Origin of the sequence: Jejudonia soesokkakensis (assembly GCF_042664795.1) — a bacterium.
Taxonomy (GTDB): Bacteria; Bacteroidota; Bacteroidia; order Flavobacteriales; family Flavobacteriaceae; genus Jejudonia; species Jejudonia soesokkakensis.
This window is the reverse complement of record NZ_JBHTBN010000001.1, coordinates 552015-566519: the sequence shown is the minus strand read 5'-3', so window position 1 is coordinate 566519 and position 14505 is coordinate 552015. Positions and strand designations below refer to the sequence as shown.

Annotated in this window: 16 protein-coding genes; all 16 read right to left on the bottom strand. The window is 39.2% G+C overall.

Annotated features, from left to right (window positions below; all coding sequences use genetic code 11):
• Positions 1 to 6 precede the first annotated feature (6 nt).
• The 16 genes from ACFQO1_RS02600 to ACFQO1_RS02525 all read right to left on the bottom strand — a co-directional run bounded on the left by ACFQO1_RS02600 (position 7) and on the right by ACFQO1_RS02525 (position 14497).
• Positions 7 to 1290, bottom strand: coding sequence for a dihydrolipoamide acetyltransferase family protein (locus ACFQO1_RS02600; protein WP_380216412.1), 1284 nt, complete (start codon positions 1288 to 1290; stop codon positions 7 to 9).
• Positions 1291 to 1362: 72 nt separating this feature from the next.
• Positions 1363 to 1971, bottom strand: coding sequence for an acyltransferase (locus tag ACFQO1_RS02595; protein WP_380216411.1), 609 nt, complete (start codon positions 1969 to 1971; stop codon positions 1363 to 1365).
• Positions 1972 to 1973: 2 nt separating this feature from the next.
• Positions 1974 to 2726 carry an enoyl-CoA hydratase/isomerase family protein gene (locus ACFQO1_RS02590; protein WP_380216410.1) on the bottom strand — a complete coding sequence of 251 codons (753 nt, stop codon included), beginning with the start codon at positions 2724 to 2726 and terminating at the stop codon, positions 1974 to 1976.
• A 151-nt stretch (positions 2727 to 2877) separates the two neighbouring features.
• Entirely contained in the window at positions 2878 to 5403 is a 2526-nt protein-coding gene (paaZ, locus tag ACFQO1_RS02585) for a phenylacetic acid degradation bifunctional protein PaaZ (protein ID WP_380216409.1), read from the bottom strand.
• Positions 5404 to 5413: 10 nt separating this feature from the next.
• Positions 5414 to 6625 (bottom strand): 3-oxoadipyl-CoA thiolase, encoded by a 1212-nt coding sequence (pcaF, locus tag ACFQO1_RS02580; RefSeq protein WP_380216408.1) that lies wholly within the window; start codon positions 6623 to 6625, stop codon positions 5414 to 5416.
• Between the two features lie 81 nt (positions 6626 to 6706).
• On the bottom strand, positions 6707 to 7147 hold the full coding sequence (locus ACFQO1_RS02575; protein ID WP_380216407.1) for a PaaI family thioesterase: 441 nt from the start codon (positions 7145 to 7147) through the stop codon (positions 6707 to 6709).
• Positions 7147 to 7527, bottom strand: coding sequence for a four helix bundle protein (locus tag ACFQO1_RS02570; protein ID WP_380216406.1), 381 nt, complete (start codon positions 7525 to 7527; stop codon positions 7147 to 7149). Before ACFQO1_RS02570 ends, ACFQO1_RS02575 begins: the two co-directional genes overlap by 1 nt.
• Positions 7528 to 7561: 34 nt before the next feature.
• A complete protein-coding gene (locus ACFQO1_RS02565) occupies positions 7562 to 8791 on the bottom strand; it encodes a 3-hydroxyacyl-CoA dehydrogenase NAD-binding domain-containing protein (protein ID WP_380216405.1) in 1230 nt (409 codons plus the stop codon).
• 10 nt (positions 8792 to 8801) lie between these two features.
• Complete coding sequence (locus ACFQO1_RS02560) at positions 8802 to 9152, bottom strand: four helix bundle protein (RefSeq protein ID WP_380216404.1); 351 nt, start codon at positions 9150 to 9152, stop codon at positions 8802 to 8804.
• A 51-nt stretch (positions 9153 to 9203) separates the two neighbouring features.
• Positions 9204 to 9986, bottom strand: coding sequence for an enoyl-CoA hydratase-related protein (locus tag ACFQO1_RS02555; RefSeq protein ID WP_380216403.1), 783 nt, complete (start codon positions 9984 to 9986; stop codon positions 9204 to 9206).
• Between the two features lie 126 nt (positions 9987 to 10112).
• The gene (gene paaD, locus ACFQO1_RS02550) at positions 10113 to 10616 is read right to left on the bottom strand and encodes a 1,2-phenylacetyl-CoA epoxidase subunit PaaD (protein WP_380216402.1); all 504 of its coding nucleotides are present in this window, start codon (positions 10614 to 10616) and stop codon (positions 10113 to 10115) included.
• A gap of 37 nt (positions 10617 to 10653) precedes the next feature.
• The gene (gene paaC, locus ACFQO1_RS02545) at positions 10654 to 11409 is read right to left on the bottom strand and encodes a 1,2-phenylacetyl-CoA epoxidase subunit PaaC (RefSeq protein WP_380216401.1); all 756 of its coding nucleotides are present in this window, start codon (positions 11407 to 11409) and stop codon (positions 10654 to 10656) included.
• Between the two features lie 93 nt (positions 11410 to 11502).
• Positions 11503 to 11787, bottom strand: coding sequence for a 1,2-phenylacetyl-CoA epoxidase subunit PaaB (gene paaB, locus ACFQO1_RS02540; protein ID WP_380216400.1), 285 nt, complete (start codon positions 11785 to 11787; stop codon positions 11503 to 11505).
• A gap of 1 nt (position 11788) precedes the next feature.
• On the bottom strand, positions 11789 to 12745 hold the full coding sequence (gene paaA, locus ACFQO1_RS02535; protein ID WP_380216399.1) for a 1,2-phenylacetyl-CoA epoxidase subunit PaaA: 957 nt from the start codon (positions 12743 to 12745) through the stop codon (positions 11789 to 11791).
• Between the two features lie 41 nt (positions 12746 to 12786).
• Positions 12787 to 13860, bottom strand: coding sequence for a 1,2-phenylacetyl-CoA epoxidase subunit PaaE (gene paaE, locus ACFQO1_RS02530; protein WP_380216398.1), 1074 nt, complete (start codon positions 13858 to 13860; stop codon positions 12787 to 12789).
• A gap of 70 nt (positions 13861 to 13930) precedes the next feature.
• Positions 13931 to 14497, bottom strand: a complete 567-nt coding sequence (locus tag ACFQO1_RS02525; protein WP_380216397.1) for a TetR/AcrR family transcriptional regulator — start codon at positions 14495 to 14497, stop codon at positions 13931 to 13933.
• Between the last annotated feature and the right edge of the window lie 8 nt (positions 14498 to 14505).

The window sequence follows — 14505 nt, the reverse complement described above, 5'->3', positions numbered from 1 at the left end:
TTTTAATTAAGTTCTTGAAGTGTCAAAATTTTCTAAATTCACAGCGATCTGCTTTAAGAAAGATCCTGCAAGATATCCGTCGACAATACGGTGATCAAAACTTAAAGACAGGTACATCATGCTTCGTATTTCAATCGTATCGCCTTCTGGTTTTTCGATGACTTCTGCTCTCTTTTTTATAATTCCTGTAGCGAGAATGGCAGCTTCTGGCTGATTGATAATAGGAGTTCCCATCAGACTGTCAAAGGTTCCAACATTACTAATGGTAAAAGTGCTTCCTTTAGTGTCGTCACCTTTTAACTTTCCGTCGCGGGCTTTTCCAACCAACTCATTTGTAGCAGTTGCTAACTCCTGTAAATTCTTTTTATCTGCATTTTTAACTACAGGTACAATCAGGTTTCCGCTAGGTAAAGCAGTTGCCATTCCAATGTTAATTTCTTCTTTTACAATGATATTTTTTCCATCTAGAGACGAATTAATCATAGGATATTCTTTGATGGCGTTGGCTACCGCCTCGATAAATAAAGGCGTGAATGTTAGTTTTTCATTGTACTTTTTCTGAAAAGAAACCTTATTTAGGTTACGCCAGTTTACCATCTCGGTCATGTCTGCTTCCACATAAGCTGTTACGTGAGGTGAAGTATGGCTGCTGTAGACCATATGATCTGCAATCATTTCGCGCATACGGTCCATTTCGATAATCTTCCCTGTACCTTTATCGAATTTTAAATCCGGAATTTTAAATCCGTTGTCTTCTGAAACAACCTGTGCAAATTGAAACGGCCTACCTTCCTTCAAATAATTTGTCACATCACTTTTACGCAATCTTCCGTCTTGACCCGTGCCGGTAATACGCGCTAATTCTTCATAGCTGATATGATTTTTTCTAGCAATGCTATCGACCAGCGGAGAAATAAAAAGATTTTCGTTGACTTTAAATGATTTTGAAGATGCTGTGATTTTTGAAGCCGATGGTTTCTTCGAAGCATTTTCCAGTTTTTTTGGAGTTCTTTCGACTACTTTTCCCAGAGTTTTCTTTGAAGCTTCTTCTGAAAGTTCCAATACCGCAATTATATCTCCAACCGGCACAACATCTTTCGCCTTAACTTTATGAGCAATCATTTTCCCTGCAGCAGGGGCTGGCACCTCATTATCCACTTTGTCGGTGGCAACTTCCACAAGAATATCACCTTCTTCAAAAGATTCGCCTTCTTGAACCAGCCAATTAATGATGGTTCCTTCGGTGATACTCTCTCCCATTTTGGGCATTTTAAATTCTGTTTTATTCATTTTATCAAAATTTGAGGATTAACATCCCCTATTTGTCTTCCTCTCATTCGTGCCTCAATCGTCGGAGACAGTTCAAAGGGGGAATTTATTTTTTTTAATTTCAGAAAGTGTCTTATAAAAGTCTTCCTGTACAGGTCTGTCCTTCGGAATTTCACGAAGTGGTTCCACTTTTTTTAAACTCTCAAAACAGTCTGCTGGCAATTGCTGATATAATTTAGTTCCAGCAGTTTTCCAGGCGATCATTTCTTCTGAAACTTCTTTGATAGCTTTCGCCGGGTTACCAACGATTAACTGTCTTTTTGGGAAAATGGTTTCAGCTTTTACAAATGCCATGGCACCTACAATACATTCATCTCCAATCTCTGCATCGTCCATAATCACACTGTTCATTCCTATCAAACAATTGCGCCCAAGATTTGCTCCATGAATGATAGCTCCATGTCCCACATGCGCTCCTTCTTTCAGCACAATACTTTTGCCCGGAAACATATGTATTGTACAATTCTCCTGCACATTGACTCCGTCTTCCAAAATAATCTCTCCCCAATCTCCTCGTATGGCAGCTCCCGGACCTATATAACAATCCTTTCCAATAATCACATTGCCTGTTACCGCAGCCAATGGATGCACAAAGCTTGATTTGTGTATAACCGGTATGTGACCTTTAAAGGAATATATCATTATTACTTAAAACGTTTTAAGGTCTCTTTTGTAAATTCTGAAAGTACTAATCTTCCAGAAATTCCTGCTCTTTCAGCCAATAGTTCATCCCAGTTTTCGGTGTCTGCCCACATAATTTTTTTCATTTCTTTCATCGCCTCTGGATTATAATTGCAAAGATTTTCAGCAAACGATTGAACTGCTTCATCTAAAGCTTCGGTAGATTCGTGAACACTCGCATATAGTCCTTTTTGACGCGCCCATTCGGCATCATAAAAACTATTGGCATCTATGGCAATTTGTGACATTCCGGTTAAGCCGAGTTTTCTTTCTACGGCTGGTCCCACTACAAAAGGACCAATCCCTACGTTCAATTCACTTAATTTTATGGAAGCAAATTTTGTCGCCATGCAATAATCTGTCGCACTTGCTACTCCAACGCCTCCACCAACTGTTTTCCCTTGTACCCGACCGATGATAAACTTTGGGCATTTTCGCATGGCATTGATTACGTTTGCAAATCCGCTAAAGAAAACCCGTCCTGTTTCAGCATCATTAATATTAATCAATTCTTTAAAACTTGCGCCTGCACAAAAAGTTCTATCGCCGCCGCTTTTTAAGATTATCACCTTTACAGCATCATTCTCGCCGGCTTTGGCAATGGTCTGACGTAACTCTTCCAAAATATCCCTTGGCAAGCTATTGTGTGCAGGGTGAAAAAATTCGATGGTTGAAATTCCGTTTTCTATATGTTCTTTTACGTAAGGGTCTGTCATATTTATTACCCGCGAAGGCGGGTATCTTTTTAAGGGTTAAACTAAATTACTTTTTAAAACTCATTCTATAATTTATACACTAAATATTTTCAAATATTCTTACTAATTTATCTGATTCACGCCTTCGCGGGAATTTTGAACAATTTGGTTTTTACAACAAACAAAATTGTTCAAAATGATGGTTCAAATGTTTTCTTTCTAAGAGATACCACTCATATCTGTTTAAGTTTCCGAAGACAATATTCTTTAATTCTGCTTCAGGGTTTTCCTTAAAATACTGAATATAGGCTGCTCTGGCTTCCAGAAACTTTTCTTTTGCGGTAGCTAGATCAGGGTATTTTAAGGGGTCTAATGTGTCTTTTTCTAGTAACGGGAAATTCGTATTCTTCGGAAACTTCTCATAATTGTATAAACTGTGATATATCTTCTCTAAATACTTCTCTGGAGTAGCCACTTCAAAATCCTGTAGTTCTCCTGAAGCAATTCGATACGTATGTTCCAAATGCTCCACCATATGCTGCGGAGTCATAATGCCCCATTGTGGTTTTGCATCTTCAGTTAAATTGTTCAAATATTTCTGAATACTTTCCGAAGTCATTTCAACAAATGTCTCCTGCTTTTTTTCTACCATGGTCAGGATAGTAGCAATGGCAACCAATGGGTCTTCGCCATTTTCAATATCCTGGGCATCTATATTACTATCAAACACCTCAACATACCATTTTACTATTCCGCTAGGATGTTCGGTTCCTTTTTGTTCTCTGTCAATTTTTTGCTTACAAGTTAATCGAACATGCAAGGTGTCATTATGATAAATTGGCCGTAAGAATCTAATTTCTTCCAATCCGTAATTTGCGGCCACAGGCCCTTTGTTTGGATATACAAACAATCCGGCAGCCATAGATATAATAAAGTAACCATGAGCAGTTCGCTTTTCGAAGATGCTTCCGTCGAGGGACGTAATATCTGTGTGCGCATAAAAATGGTCCCAAGTAATGTTTCCGAAGTTGACAATATCGGTATCGGTAATGGTTCGGTTATGCGTTTTAAGGGACATTCCAGGTTCAATATCTTCCCAGTGGTAGGTAAAGGGATGGTTAGGAGCTTCGGTATAATCTGTTTTTGGCTGATAAATACCTGTAACGGCTGTTAAGGTAGTCGGACTTCCTTGTACGGCACATCGTTGTAGATAATGTTTAATACCGCGAACACCGCCCATTTCTTCTCCGCCTCCTGCTCTTCCCGGACCCCCATGAACCAATGAAGGTAATGGGGAGCCATGTCCTGTACTTTGTTTTGCACTTTCGCGGTTTAATACTAAAATCCGTCCGTGATGTGATGCCGCTCCCACCACATATTTTGTGGCAATGGTATCGTCATTCGTTGCGATAGAAGAAACTAGCGATCCTTTCCCCATCTGGGCAAGTTCAATAGCTTCATCCAGGTTTTTATAGGGCATTAATGTACTTACTGGTCCAAAAGCTTCAGTGGTGTGACAGGCTTCATTTTTAAATGGATTGTCCTCTCGTAACAATATGGGTTTTATAAAAGCTCCTTTTTCTGAATCGGCACCCACAGCATCAAAGCTGTCAAAGTTTCCGTAGACTATTTCGGCAGTTTTAGCAATTTTTTCTATTTGTTCTTTAACTGAAGTACGTTGCGCATCACTCACCAACGCTCCCATACGCACTTCTTTTAAACGAGGGTCTCCAATCGTTACTCTGTCAAGTTGTTTTCCTAACGAGATTTGAACGTCTTCCATCAAACTTTCAGGAACGATCACACGACGAATTGCGGTACATTTCTGACCAGCTTTTACCGTCATTTCTTTACGGACTTCCTTGATAAATAAATCAAACTCTGGAGTGCCGGGTGTTGCATCTTCTCCAAGAATTGAAGCATTTAACGAATCGGCTTCCATGGTGAAGGGTACTGATTCTTCGGTCAATCTTGGGTGATTTTTTAAAATTCTACCCGTGTGAGCCGAACCTGTAAAAGTGACAACATCTTGAGAATTTACGGTATCTAATATATTTTTTGCGGTACCACTAATGAGTTGCAAAGCACCTTCAGGTAAAATTCCTGATGCGATGATTTCACGAACTACAGCTTCAGTAAGGTAAGAAGTTTGTGGCGCTGGCAAAACCACTGCTGGCATTCCTGCCATCCAGTTTACGGCACACTTTTCAAGCATTCCCCAAACTGGAAAATTAAACGCGTTGATATGTACCGCTACTCCTTTTCTTGGCACCATGATATGATGCGCCATAAATCGGCCACCGCGGGACAAATCGATTGGGTCGCCTTCTACGTGGTAACTCTGATTTGGAAACAGTTTCCGAAGCGAGGCGTTTGCAAATAAGTTTCCGAAGCCTCCTTCAATATCGATCCAGCTATCCACACGGGTTGCACCAGAACGATAACTTAGTTCATAAAAAGCTTCTTTTTTCTTTACAAGATAGAATGCTAGTTTTTTGAGCATTAAACCACGTTCCTGAAAGGTCATTTTACGAAGCACATTTCCTTTCTCTCTTCCGTATTGTAAGGCAGCAGGAATATCCAATCCGCCCATAGCGATAGAAGTAAAGGCCTCCCCTGTTACCGAATCGTGAATAGTTCTGGTTTTTCCCTCTCCATCGTGCCAGTTTCCCTGTAAATAATGTTGTGTTTTTTGCATTTTTTCTGAATTATAAATTCACATTTTCAATAATCGCAGCATATCCTTGTCCCACACCAATGCACATGGTAATCAATGCGTATCTTTTTTTCTGCTCCTGAAGCTCTAATGCTGCCGAATAGGCAATTCTGGCTCCCGTAACACCCAATGGATGACCAATGGCAATGGAACCTCCGTTTGGATTGATGCGTGGATCATCGTCTTCCAATCCCCATTCACGAATACATGCCAGGGCTTGCGAAGCAAAAGCTTCATTCAATTCTATTACATCCATATCTTCCATGGTCAATCCAGCTTTTTGTAGTGCTTTATTGGAAGCTTCTACGGGACCGATACCCATAATTCTGGGCTCCACTCCCACTACGGCTGAACTTACGATTCGAGCTAAGGGTTTTAAATTGTATTTTTTTACGGCATCTTCGGAAGCTATTATGGTAGCAGCGGCTCCGTCATTTAAACCTGAAGCATTCCCTGCCGTGACACTTCCTCCTTCTTTTTTAAAGGCTGGTCGTAATTTTGCCAAGATTTCTTTAGTCGTATCTGGACGAATGAATTCATCCTCAGAAAAAATGATTGGATCTTTTTTTCGCTGCGGAATAGACACTGGAACGATCTCTTTTGCTAGCCGACCGCTCTTTTGAGCTGCTGCAGCTTTCATCTGACTGTGATATGCAAATGCATCCTGATCTTCGCGGGAAATATTGTATTTCTCCACCAGATTTTCAGCCGTATTTCCCATACCCTCTGTTCCGTATAATTCCTGCATTTTCGGATTGATAAATCGCCATCCGAAACTGGAATCATACATCTTAGAATCATTTCCGAAGGGAGAAGCACTTTTACTAATCACCCATGGACCACGCGTCATATTCTCCACACCACCCGCAATAAAAAGGTCGCCATCGCCAGCCTTAATCGCACGATTTGCATGAATAATTGCGGAGAGCCCGCTGCTGCACAGTCTATTGACTGTTTCACCGGGAACGGTGAAAGGCAGCCCTGCCAGCAGCAGCGACATACGAGCAACATTTCGGTTATCCTCCCCTGCCTGATTTGCGCACCCCATAATTACATCGTCGTAGGCTTCTTTTGGGATGTTCGGATTTTTAGCCACTACTTCTTTGATCACATGCGCTCCTAAATCGTCTGTGCGAACCGCACTTAGTGTCCCTTTATAATTTCCTATGGGCGTTCTTACGCCATCTATAATATATGCTTCCATGTACTATTTATGATTGTAGATTAACGATTTTAGATTTTTGAAGTATTCGTTCTGAAATCTAAAATCGGCAATCTTAATTCGTTAATTATCTTCTTCCCAATCTTTAGTTGTTCTGTAGACCACTCCTTTAAAAAGCGCTACTAAATCTTCTCCTCGTTTTACTTCAACGATATTAAAACCCACTTTTGTTTTTTGTAGATCCAAAGTCGCTTCGGCGGTAATATAATCTCCTTCTTCCAATGCTTCGATATGATTCACACTCGTCTCAATAGAAACGGCATACTTTCCGTGGGTATTTGCCGTAAACCCAAAGGCTGTGTCTGCTAACGAATAGCTAATTCCGCCATGGGCTTTATTCATACTATTCAACATTTCTTTACGTATCGTCATTCCCACCTTAACTCGTCCTATTTCACATGCTAGAATTTCGATTCCCAGCCACGTACTATAAGCATCCTGACTCAGCATTTTATATGGAATTTTTTCTCCAGACAATGGTATTAGGGATTTGGTTTTAGGCATTAGTTTTTATTTATTCTTTTAACAATTGTCTTTCTTAATGATGATAACATTTTGGTAAGTTCTGAAACTAACCTTCTATTTTCTTCATCAACTTCAAAGGTTATATAACCTCTTCTTTTGGATTTTGTACTACAACTTACACACTCATTAGCACTATAAATAGCATAATTTATATGTTTTACAAATTGTTTATCTGAGCCAGGATATCCTTCAGAAATATTTAAGGCAATAGAATCTGACGCTCGTCTAAACTGAGAAGACAGTGCATATAATTCATGATTTGGAAAGCCCTTTACCTGTTCATTTATAGTTTCTCCATAGTCCATAGCTTTTTGATATACTTGTAAATCTTCAAACTTAAAATGATAATTACTTTTCATGTTATACAATTTTCTAATACCAATTGCCTAATCCCTAATCCCCATAAAAGAGGGTCTTTTCCCTGTTCATTCTGCGAAGCAACGGTGAGCAACGATATCTGTCTTCTCGATATTCATCATAAAGTGTATCCATTTTTTTAACACACCAGTCGATTCCTTTTTCATCTGCCCAAGCCAGTAAACCTTTAGGATAATTTACCCCCTTCGTCATGGCGTTATCTATATCTTCTGCAGAAGCAATATTCCAGAACAGCGCGTCGGCGGCTTCATTGATAAGCATTACTAAAATACGGTCGAATATCTGGTTTTGTAAATCTTCCTTGTGAGATTCTGAAACAAGTTCAGAATGACCGTCAATCTTCTGTCCATTCTCGTAGGTATAATAGCCTTTTCCTGATTTTCTACCTAAATAGCCAGCTTCAGCAAAACGTTTTTGGGTAAATGCTGGTTTATAACGCGGATCGTAGTAAAATGCTTCGAAAACAGTTTCGGTCACCGTATAATTCACATCGTTCCCTATAAAATCCATCAATTCGAAAGGGCCCATTCTAAATCCGCCTTTGGATTTCATAGCCGTATCGATTGTATGGAAATCAGCTATTCCTTCTTCGTAAATTCGCAACGCTTCACCATAGAAAGGGCGCGCCACTCTATTAACAATAAAACCAGGCGTGTCTTTTGCTATTGCAACTGTTTTACCCCAGTCTCTTATTGTTTCTGCTGAAATTTTTAAAACTTCTTCTGAAGTCTGTATCGCTGGAATTACCTCAACCAATTTCATTAAGGGTGCGGGGTTAAAAAAATGAATTCCCACACAACGCTCTGGATTTTTTAAGGAAGAAGCAATGGATGCAATTGATAAGGAAGAAGTATTACTTGCAATGATACACTCGTTAGAAACATAACTTTCCAACTCCTGAAAGACTTTCTTTTTAATTTCCAGATTTTCTACAATTGCCTCGATCGTCATGTCACTGTCTGACAAGTCTTTTAAAGTAGAAACGTATTGGATATTATCCTGAATCCTGTTTTTTTCTTCGGAATCTATTCTGCCTTTTTCAATAAGACGAGCCAATATTTTTTCTAAAGAAGCTTTAGCATTCTCAAGTGCTTCCTGATTTAAATCAAATAATTTCACAGCACAGCCTGCTGTCGCAGCTACTTGTGCAATGCCACTACCCATGGTTCCTGCACCTATAATTCCTACTCTGTTGATTGAAGATTGTGGATTTTTGATTTTTGATTTTTGATTTGTTTCAGTCATTTAACTTTGATTATTTAGAAGCTGTTTTAATACTTGCAACGAAAATAGAAATCAGTTGGTTATTTTCATCTAACAACCTTTCTAAATTTTTAACATCAGTAATTAACCTCGAACCCTTTTGGATTTTCATATTTACATACGATTCACGTAATTCCTTTAAACTAATCTTCATTTTATGTAAAAAGTCTTTGCTTGACTCCCCACTTCTTGCTTCTCCATAATTCAATGCCACTGATGTACTTGATCTAATAAGTTGTTTTGTTAAGTGCTCAGCTGCAAAAGATTTGTCCATGCTTTTGCAAAGCAATATGACATCGACTGCAAATAGGATTAAACGTTCTTCTAACTGATTAGGTTTCATTTTATTTTTAACTTCAAAAATCAACAATCGTTATTCTCCAATCGTTAATCATTACTTCCCTTTAAATTCTGGTCTTCTCTTTTCTACAAAGGCGGCAACTCCTTCGGCATAATCTTCAGTTCCTGCAGATTCAATTTGCAATTTACTTTCCAATGCCAACTGTTCTTCAAGACCATTACTCATGGATTCGTTGAGTAACCTCTTTGTCAATCCTAATGCTTTGGTTGGCATTTTTGATAAAGTTGTAGCCGTTTTGATGACTTCTTCCTCAAAACTTTCCGAAGTACAAACCTTATAGACCATTCCTAATTTCTCAGCTTCTATTGCTGAAACTTTATCACCCAGCATCATTAATGCAGATGCTTTCTGAAAGCCTATCAATCGTGGCAAAAAAAACGTTCCTGCACTATCGGGAATCAACCCGATTTTACTGAATGCCTGAATAAAACTTGCCTTTTCTGAAGCAATTACCACATCACACGCCAATGCAATATTAGCACCCGCTCCCGCAGCTACTCCATTTACTCCACACACAATAGGTTTTTCAATCGAACGGATTCGTTTTATAATAGGATTGTAATGATCGTCAAGTATCTTTTTAAAGCCAGGGTTTAATTCTGGGTTTGTGATCTCACCAATATCCTGACCCGCACAAAATGCTTTTCCGTTTCCTGTTAAAATAATAGCTCTTACTGTATCGTCTGTTGCGTAAGCGTCCAACTCCTCCTGAAGCAATAGTGCCATTTCGCGGTTAAAACTATTAAATACGTCTGGCCTGTTTAACGTGAGTGTAGCTACACCTTCGGTGATTTTTTTTGTTATGGGTTTACTCATATTTATTTTTTGAGTTAGGGATTGAGGCTTTGTTGGAGCTCTCCAGATTCTTTATCTGGAAGCGACTGCCGAAAGCCCGACCCAGATCTGGCGAAAGCCAGCTTCTGTGGGAACGCCCTACTAATTTTATTTTAAACATTTAAAGTAATCGAATGGCTCCTGGCAGGCATCACATTTAAACAATGCTTTGCAAGCGGTCGAACCAAACTGACTTACCAAATGGGTATTTGTGCTCCCACAATTGGTACATTTTACTAATTTCTTATTTCCGAGGAGTACCTCTTTATCGGCTGTCTCAGACAACGGTCTGGCGATACCGTATTCCTCCATTTTTTTCAATCCTACCTCACTAATCCAGTCAGTACTCCATGCAGGAGCCAACACCAATTCGATAGTAACTTTTTTTCCTATTTCTGAAAATGCCTTTTCTAGGTCATCTCCAATCACATCCATGGCAGGACAACCAGAATAGGTAGGGGTTAATTTTATATGAATGACATCATTTATCTCAACAGCTTCCCGTATGACTCCAAGGTCTAACACTGTTAATACGGGGATTTCAGGATCACTTACCTGTTCCAGAATTGGAATTAAGTGCGTGTCTATATTTGCGGTTTGAGTTAAAGTCATTATTCTTTTTAAATCAGTTCTCCGGTATCAAGGCAATTTACCACTCCATGTTGGGATAAGTTCGCTGCATGTATTGTAAATCTGCAAGCAAGTATCCCATGTGTTCACTATGAACCCCTTTCTTTCCACCACGGATAAAGTACTTGCTCTCCGGCAGTTTTAGATTTGCTTCTTGTATTACTTCTGAAACTTCTTTATAGTAGGCGTCTTTCAGTTTTGAAACATCTACTCCAATCCCTTCGGCAGCCATTGCTTTATCTGCTGCGGTCATGTCAAAAAGTTCGTCTGTATAGGTCCAGAGATCATCAATTGCTTCCTGCATTTTAGCATTACTTTCATCGGTACCATCTCCCAATCGTTTGACCCAATCTCCCGAAAATCGTTTGTGATAACTTACCTCTTTAATCCCTTTTTTTGCAATAGCAGCGAGTGTTTCGTCTTTGCTTTTTAGTAACTCGGTCATAAACATGAGATGGTATACATCAAATAAAAACTGGCGTCCCATTACATATCCAAAATGGGTATTGGGTTGTTCTACAAGCAACACATTTTTATACTCTCGTTCTAATCGAAGAAAAGCTAAATCATCTTCGGTTTTCTCTTCACCCTTTATTTTCGCAGCATACTGATAGTAATTTCTACATTGACCTATTAAGTCAAGAGAAATGTTAGTTCCGGCAATATCGGTTTCCAGTGTTGGACCATGACCACAGAGTTCACCTAGACGTTGCCCGAGTATAAGGCTGTTATCGGCAATACCGAGAATATAATTATATAGATTTTCGTTTTTCATTACTAAGGAATTCTAATTTTGCCCTTCGAGAGGCTCAGAATGACATTTCAAAAGTTTGATAGATACTGAAACAAGTTCAGTATGATAGTTGTATTACATATGCTTTACCTCGTCTGGTAGATCGTAAAAGGTAGGATGACGATATACTTTATCTTGTGCAGGCTCAAACAATTCACCATTGTGCTCAGGGTTACTCGCAGTAATATGCTTGCTTTCTACTACCCATATACTTACTCCTTCGCTTCTGCGCGTGTACACATCGCGTGCATTTTCTAATGCCATATCTGCATCTGCCGCATGGAGACTTCCAAAATGACGATGTTCCAATCCGTTTTTACTTCTTACGAAGATTTCCCATAAGGGCCAATTCTTACTCATCTTAGATTGCTTTTTTAAATTTCTTAGCTTCGTTCTTTTCTGCGTATGCCATCGCTGCATCACGTACCCATGCTCCATTTTCCCAGGCATCTACTCTGGCCTTCATTCTTTGTTTGTTACAAGGACCATGACCTTTGACTACCTGCCAGAATTCATCCCAGTCTATTTCTCCAAAATCATAACTGCCTTTGGACTCGTTCCACTTTAAGTCAGGATCTGGAATTGTTAATCCTAAAATGTCCGCTTGTGGTACGGTCTGATCAATAAATTGCTGACGAAGCTCATCGTTCGACTTACGTTTCAGTTTCCATTTCATAGATTGTTCGGTGTGTACCGATTCGGCATCTGTTGGGCCTAGCATCATTAAACTTGGCCACCACCATCTGTTCAACGCATCCTGTGCCATCTCTTTCTGCTCTGGTGTTCCATTACATAGCTTTAGCATAATCTCAAAACCTTGACGTTGGTGAAAGCTTTCTTCCTTACAAACACGCACCATCGCTCTTGCATACGGTCCAAAAGAGGTATTACACAACGGCACCTGATTGATAATTGCAGCACCATCGACCAACCAGCCAATTGCTCCCATATCTGCCCAGGTTACTGTAGGATAATTAAAGATGGAAGAATATTTTGCTTTTCCGGAGTGTAATTGCTCATATAATTCATCACGCGAAACCCCTAATGTTTCACAAGCAGAATAGAGATATAATCCATGACCTGCTTCATCTTGAACCTTAGCGAGCAACGCTGCTTTTCGTCGTAATGAAGGAGCTCTGGTAATCCAGTTTCCTTCAGGTAGCATTCCTACAATTTCGGAGTGGGCATGTTGTGACATTTGCCTAATATGTGTCTGACGGTATTTCTCCGGCATCCAGTCTTTAGGCTCTATTTTCTCATCACGCGCAATACGTGCTTCAAAAATTTCTTCTAAATTCTTAATCTGTTCATTGCTCATAATCTTCTGTTTTAGGCTCTAAACTTTATGCGTCGAGCTAGTTAAACATCAAAATCTACTTTTACTTTATCTGTGGTTGGGACAGCCTGACAGCTCAATACTAAATTCTGAGCGACCTCTTTATCATCCAACGCATAATTTATTTTCATCTCTACGCTTCCATCTAAAACTTCACATTTACAGGTGCTACAAACTCCGCCCTTACATGCAAACGGAAGGTCTGCTCCAGCGCCTAGAGCTGCGTCGAGAATATTATCATATTCTTTGGTCATGGTGAAGGTAAATTCTTTTCCACCGTCGACGATCGTAATTTCAGTTCCTTCTACGTTTTGTTGCGCCAGTCGTTCCTGTCTCGCTTTATCTTCTTCGGTAAGACCCGTAACGAATAATTCAAAATGTACATTTTCTTTAGGTAATCCTGCATTTACAAGATACTCACTCACATAGTTGACCATCGTTTCTGGACCACATAAAAAAACTTCGTTGGTATCTGGAATGTCGATAAACGTTTTCGTCAATACTTCCATCTTTTCGTCATCAAATCGGCCATTAAACAGTTCTATATCCCTTCTTTCCTTTGTTAAAAAATAATAGATCTCAAGCCTTCCGAAGTATTTATTACGCAACTGTTCCAACTCTTCTTTAAAGATAATTGATTTCGCTGTTTTATTCACATAAAATAGCTTACAAGTTGCCTTAGGTTCTGACACCAAATGACTTTTAATCATGGATAATACAGGTGTAATTCCGCTACCCGCTGCAAAAAACAAGTAGTTCTTGGCTTTGTCTGCGGAAACTTCTACACCAAAATTACCGCTAGGCGCCATGACTTCAAATTCATCACCCGCTTTTAAGTGCTCATTAATGTATGTTGAAAAAACGCCTCCTAAAATTTGTTTTACAGCCACTTTCCATTCGCCATCTGAAGGACTGGAACACAAACTATACGATCGCCTAATATCGGCACCATTAATATCTGCTTTCAAGGTTAAATGCTGTCCTTGACGGAATTTAAAATCCTCGGCAAGATGTGATGGAACATCAAAAGTAACCACCGATGTGTCATCAGTTTCTTTATAGATATCCTTAATTCTTAATTTGTGAAATGTAGCCACGTTCTTTTGGTCGTAAAATTTATACAAAACTAACGATTGTTAGTTAGATGTGCAAACGGTTTAACATTCTCTAAACAATCCCTTTTATAAGGACAGAAACCATATCTTTTTTTAGGATATTGACATCCATTTTTCCTCTTTTTTCACTCCAAAGGTATAGCGTTCGAAGCGTTGAAAGTATCGAAAATAAAATGACTTCAGGATGTTTTGGTTGTATATCACCTTCAGTAATTCCTTTTTTTATAATGCTACGGAAATTATTTTCGTAGTCATCTCGCATCTGAACTACTTTTTTTAAAGCATCTCCTTCCAAATGCATCCAATCATTATTGAGTGCTGCAATATTTTCGGAATAGTTAACTGTGATATCGATATGGATTTCAATAATTTTTTCAATTTTTTTTAGGGCCGATGCATCTTCTGAAAGAATGAATTTCATTCCGTTGGTAAATTCTTCAGCAACATTCACAATGAGCGTAGCGAGAATTTCCTGTTTTCCTTTGATATGATTGTAAAGACTGGCTGCCTTCATATCCATAGCAATAGCAATGTCACGCATAGAGACTGCGTTATAGCCCTTTTCTTTGATAAGTTGAGCTGCTACTGAAATTATTTCTTGCTTACGGGTAATTTGCATCTTTACGA

What these genes read in the sequence shown, in the direction of transcription:
- ACFQO1_RS02555 (WP_380216403.1), bottom strand. Translation starts at nt 9,986, where the DNA reads ATGAGTAAACCCATAACAAAAAAAATCACCGAAGGTGTAGCTACACTC.
- ACFQO1_RS02595 (WP_380216411.1), bottom strand. Translation starts at nt 1,971, where the DNA reads ATGATATATTCCTTTAAAGGTCACATACCGGTTATACACAAATCAAGC.
- ACFQO1_RS02570 (WP_380216406.1), bottom strand. Translation starts at nt 7,527, where the DNA reads ATGAAAAGTAATTATCATTTTAAGTTTGAAGATTTACAAGTATATCAA.
- ACFQO1_RS02565 (WP_380216405.1), bottom strand. Translation starts at nt 8,791, where the DNA reads ATGACTGAAACAAATCAAAAATCAAAAATCAAAAATCCACAATCTTCA.
- paaD (WP_380216402.1), bottom strand. Translation starts at nt 10,616, where the DNA reads ATGACTTTAACTCAAACCGCAAATATAGACACGCACTTAATTCCAATT.
- ACFQO1_RS02525 (WP_380216397.1), bottom strand. Translation starts at nt 14,497, where the DNA reads ATGCAAATTACCCGTAAGCAAGAAATAATTTCAGTAGCAGCTCAACTT.
- pcaF (WP_380216408.1), bottom strand. Translation starts at nt 6,625, where the DNA reads ATGGAAGCATATATTATAGATGGCGTAAGAACGCCCATAGGAAATTAT.
- ACFQO1_RS02590 (WP_380216410.1), bottom strand. Translation starts at nt 2,726, where the DNA reads ATGACAGACCCTTACGTAAAAGAACATATAGAAAACGGAATTTCAACC.
- paaB (WP_380216400.1), bottom strand. Translation starts at nt 11,787, where the DNA reads ATGAGTAAGAATTGGCCCTTATGGGAAATCTTCGTAAGAAGTAAAAAC.
- paaA (WP_380216399.1), bottom strand. Translation starts at nt 12,745, where the DNA reads ATGAGCAATGAACAGATTAAGAATTTAGAAGAAATTTTTGAAGCACGT.
- ACFQO1_RS02575 (WP_380216407.1), bottom strand. Translation starts at nt 7,147, where the DNA reads ATGCCTAAAACCAAATCCCTAATACCATTGTCTGGAGAAAAAATTCCA.
- ACFQO1_RS02560 (WP_380216404.1), bottom strand. Translation starts at nt 9,152, where the DNA reads ATGAAACCTAATCAGTTAGAAGAACGTTTAATCCTATTTGCAGTCGAT.
- paaC (WP_380216401.1), bottom strand. Translation starts at nt 11,409, where the DNA reads ATGAAAAACGAAAATCTATATAATTATATTCTCGGTATTGCCGATAAC.
- paaZ (WP_380216409.1), bottom strand. Translation starts at nt 5,403, where the DNA reads ATGCAAAAAACACAACATTATTTACAGGGAAACTGGCACGATGGAGAG.
- ACFQO1_RS02600 (WP_380216412.1), bottom strand. Translation starts at nt 1,290, where the DNA reads ATGAATAAAACAGAATTTAAAATGCCCAAAATGGGAGAGAGTATCACC.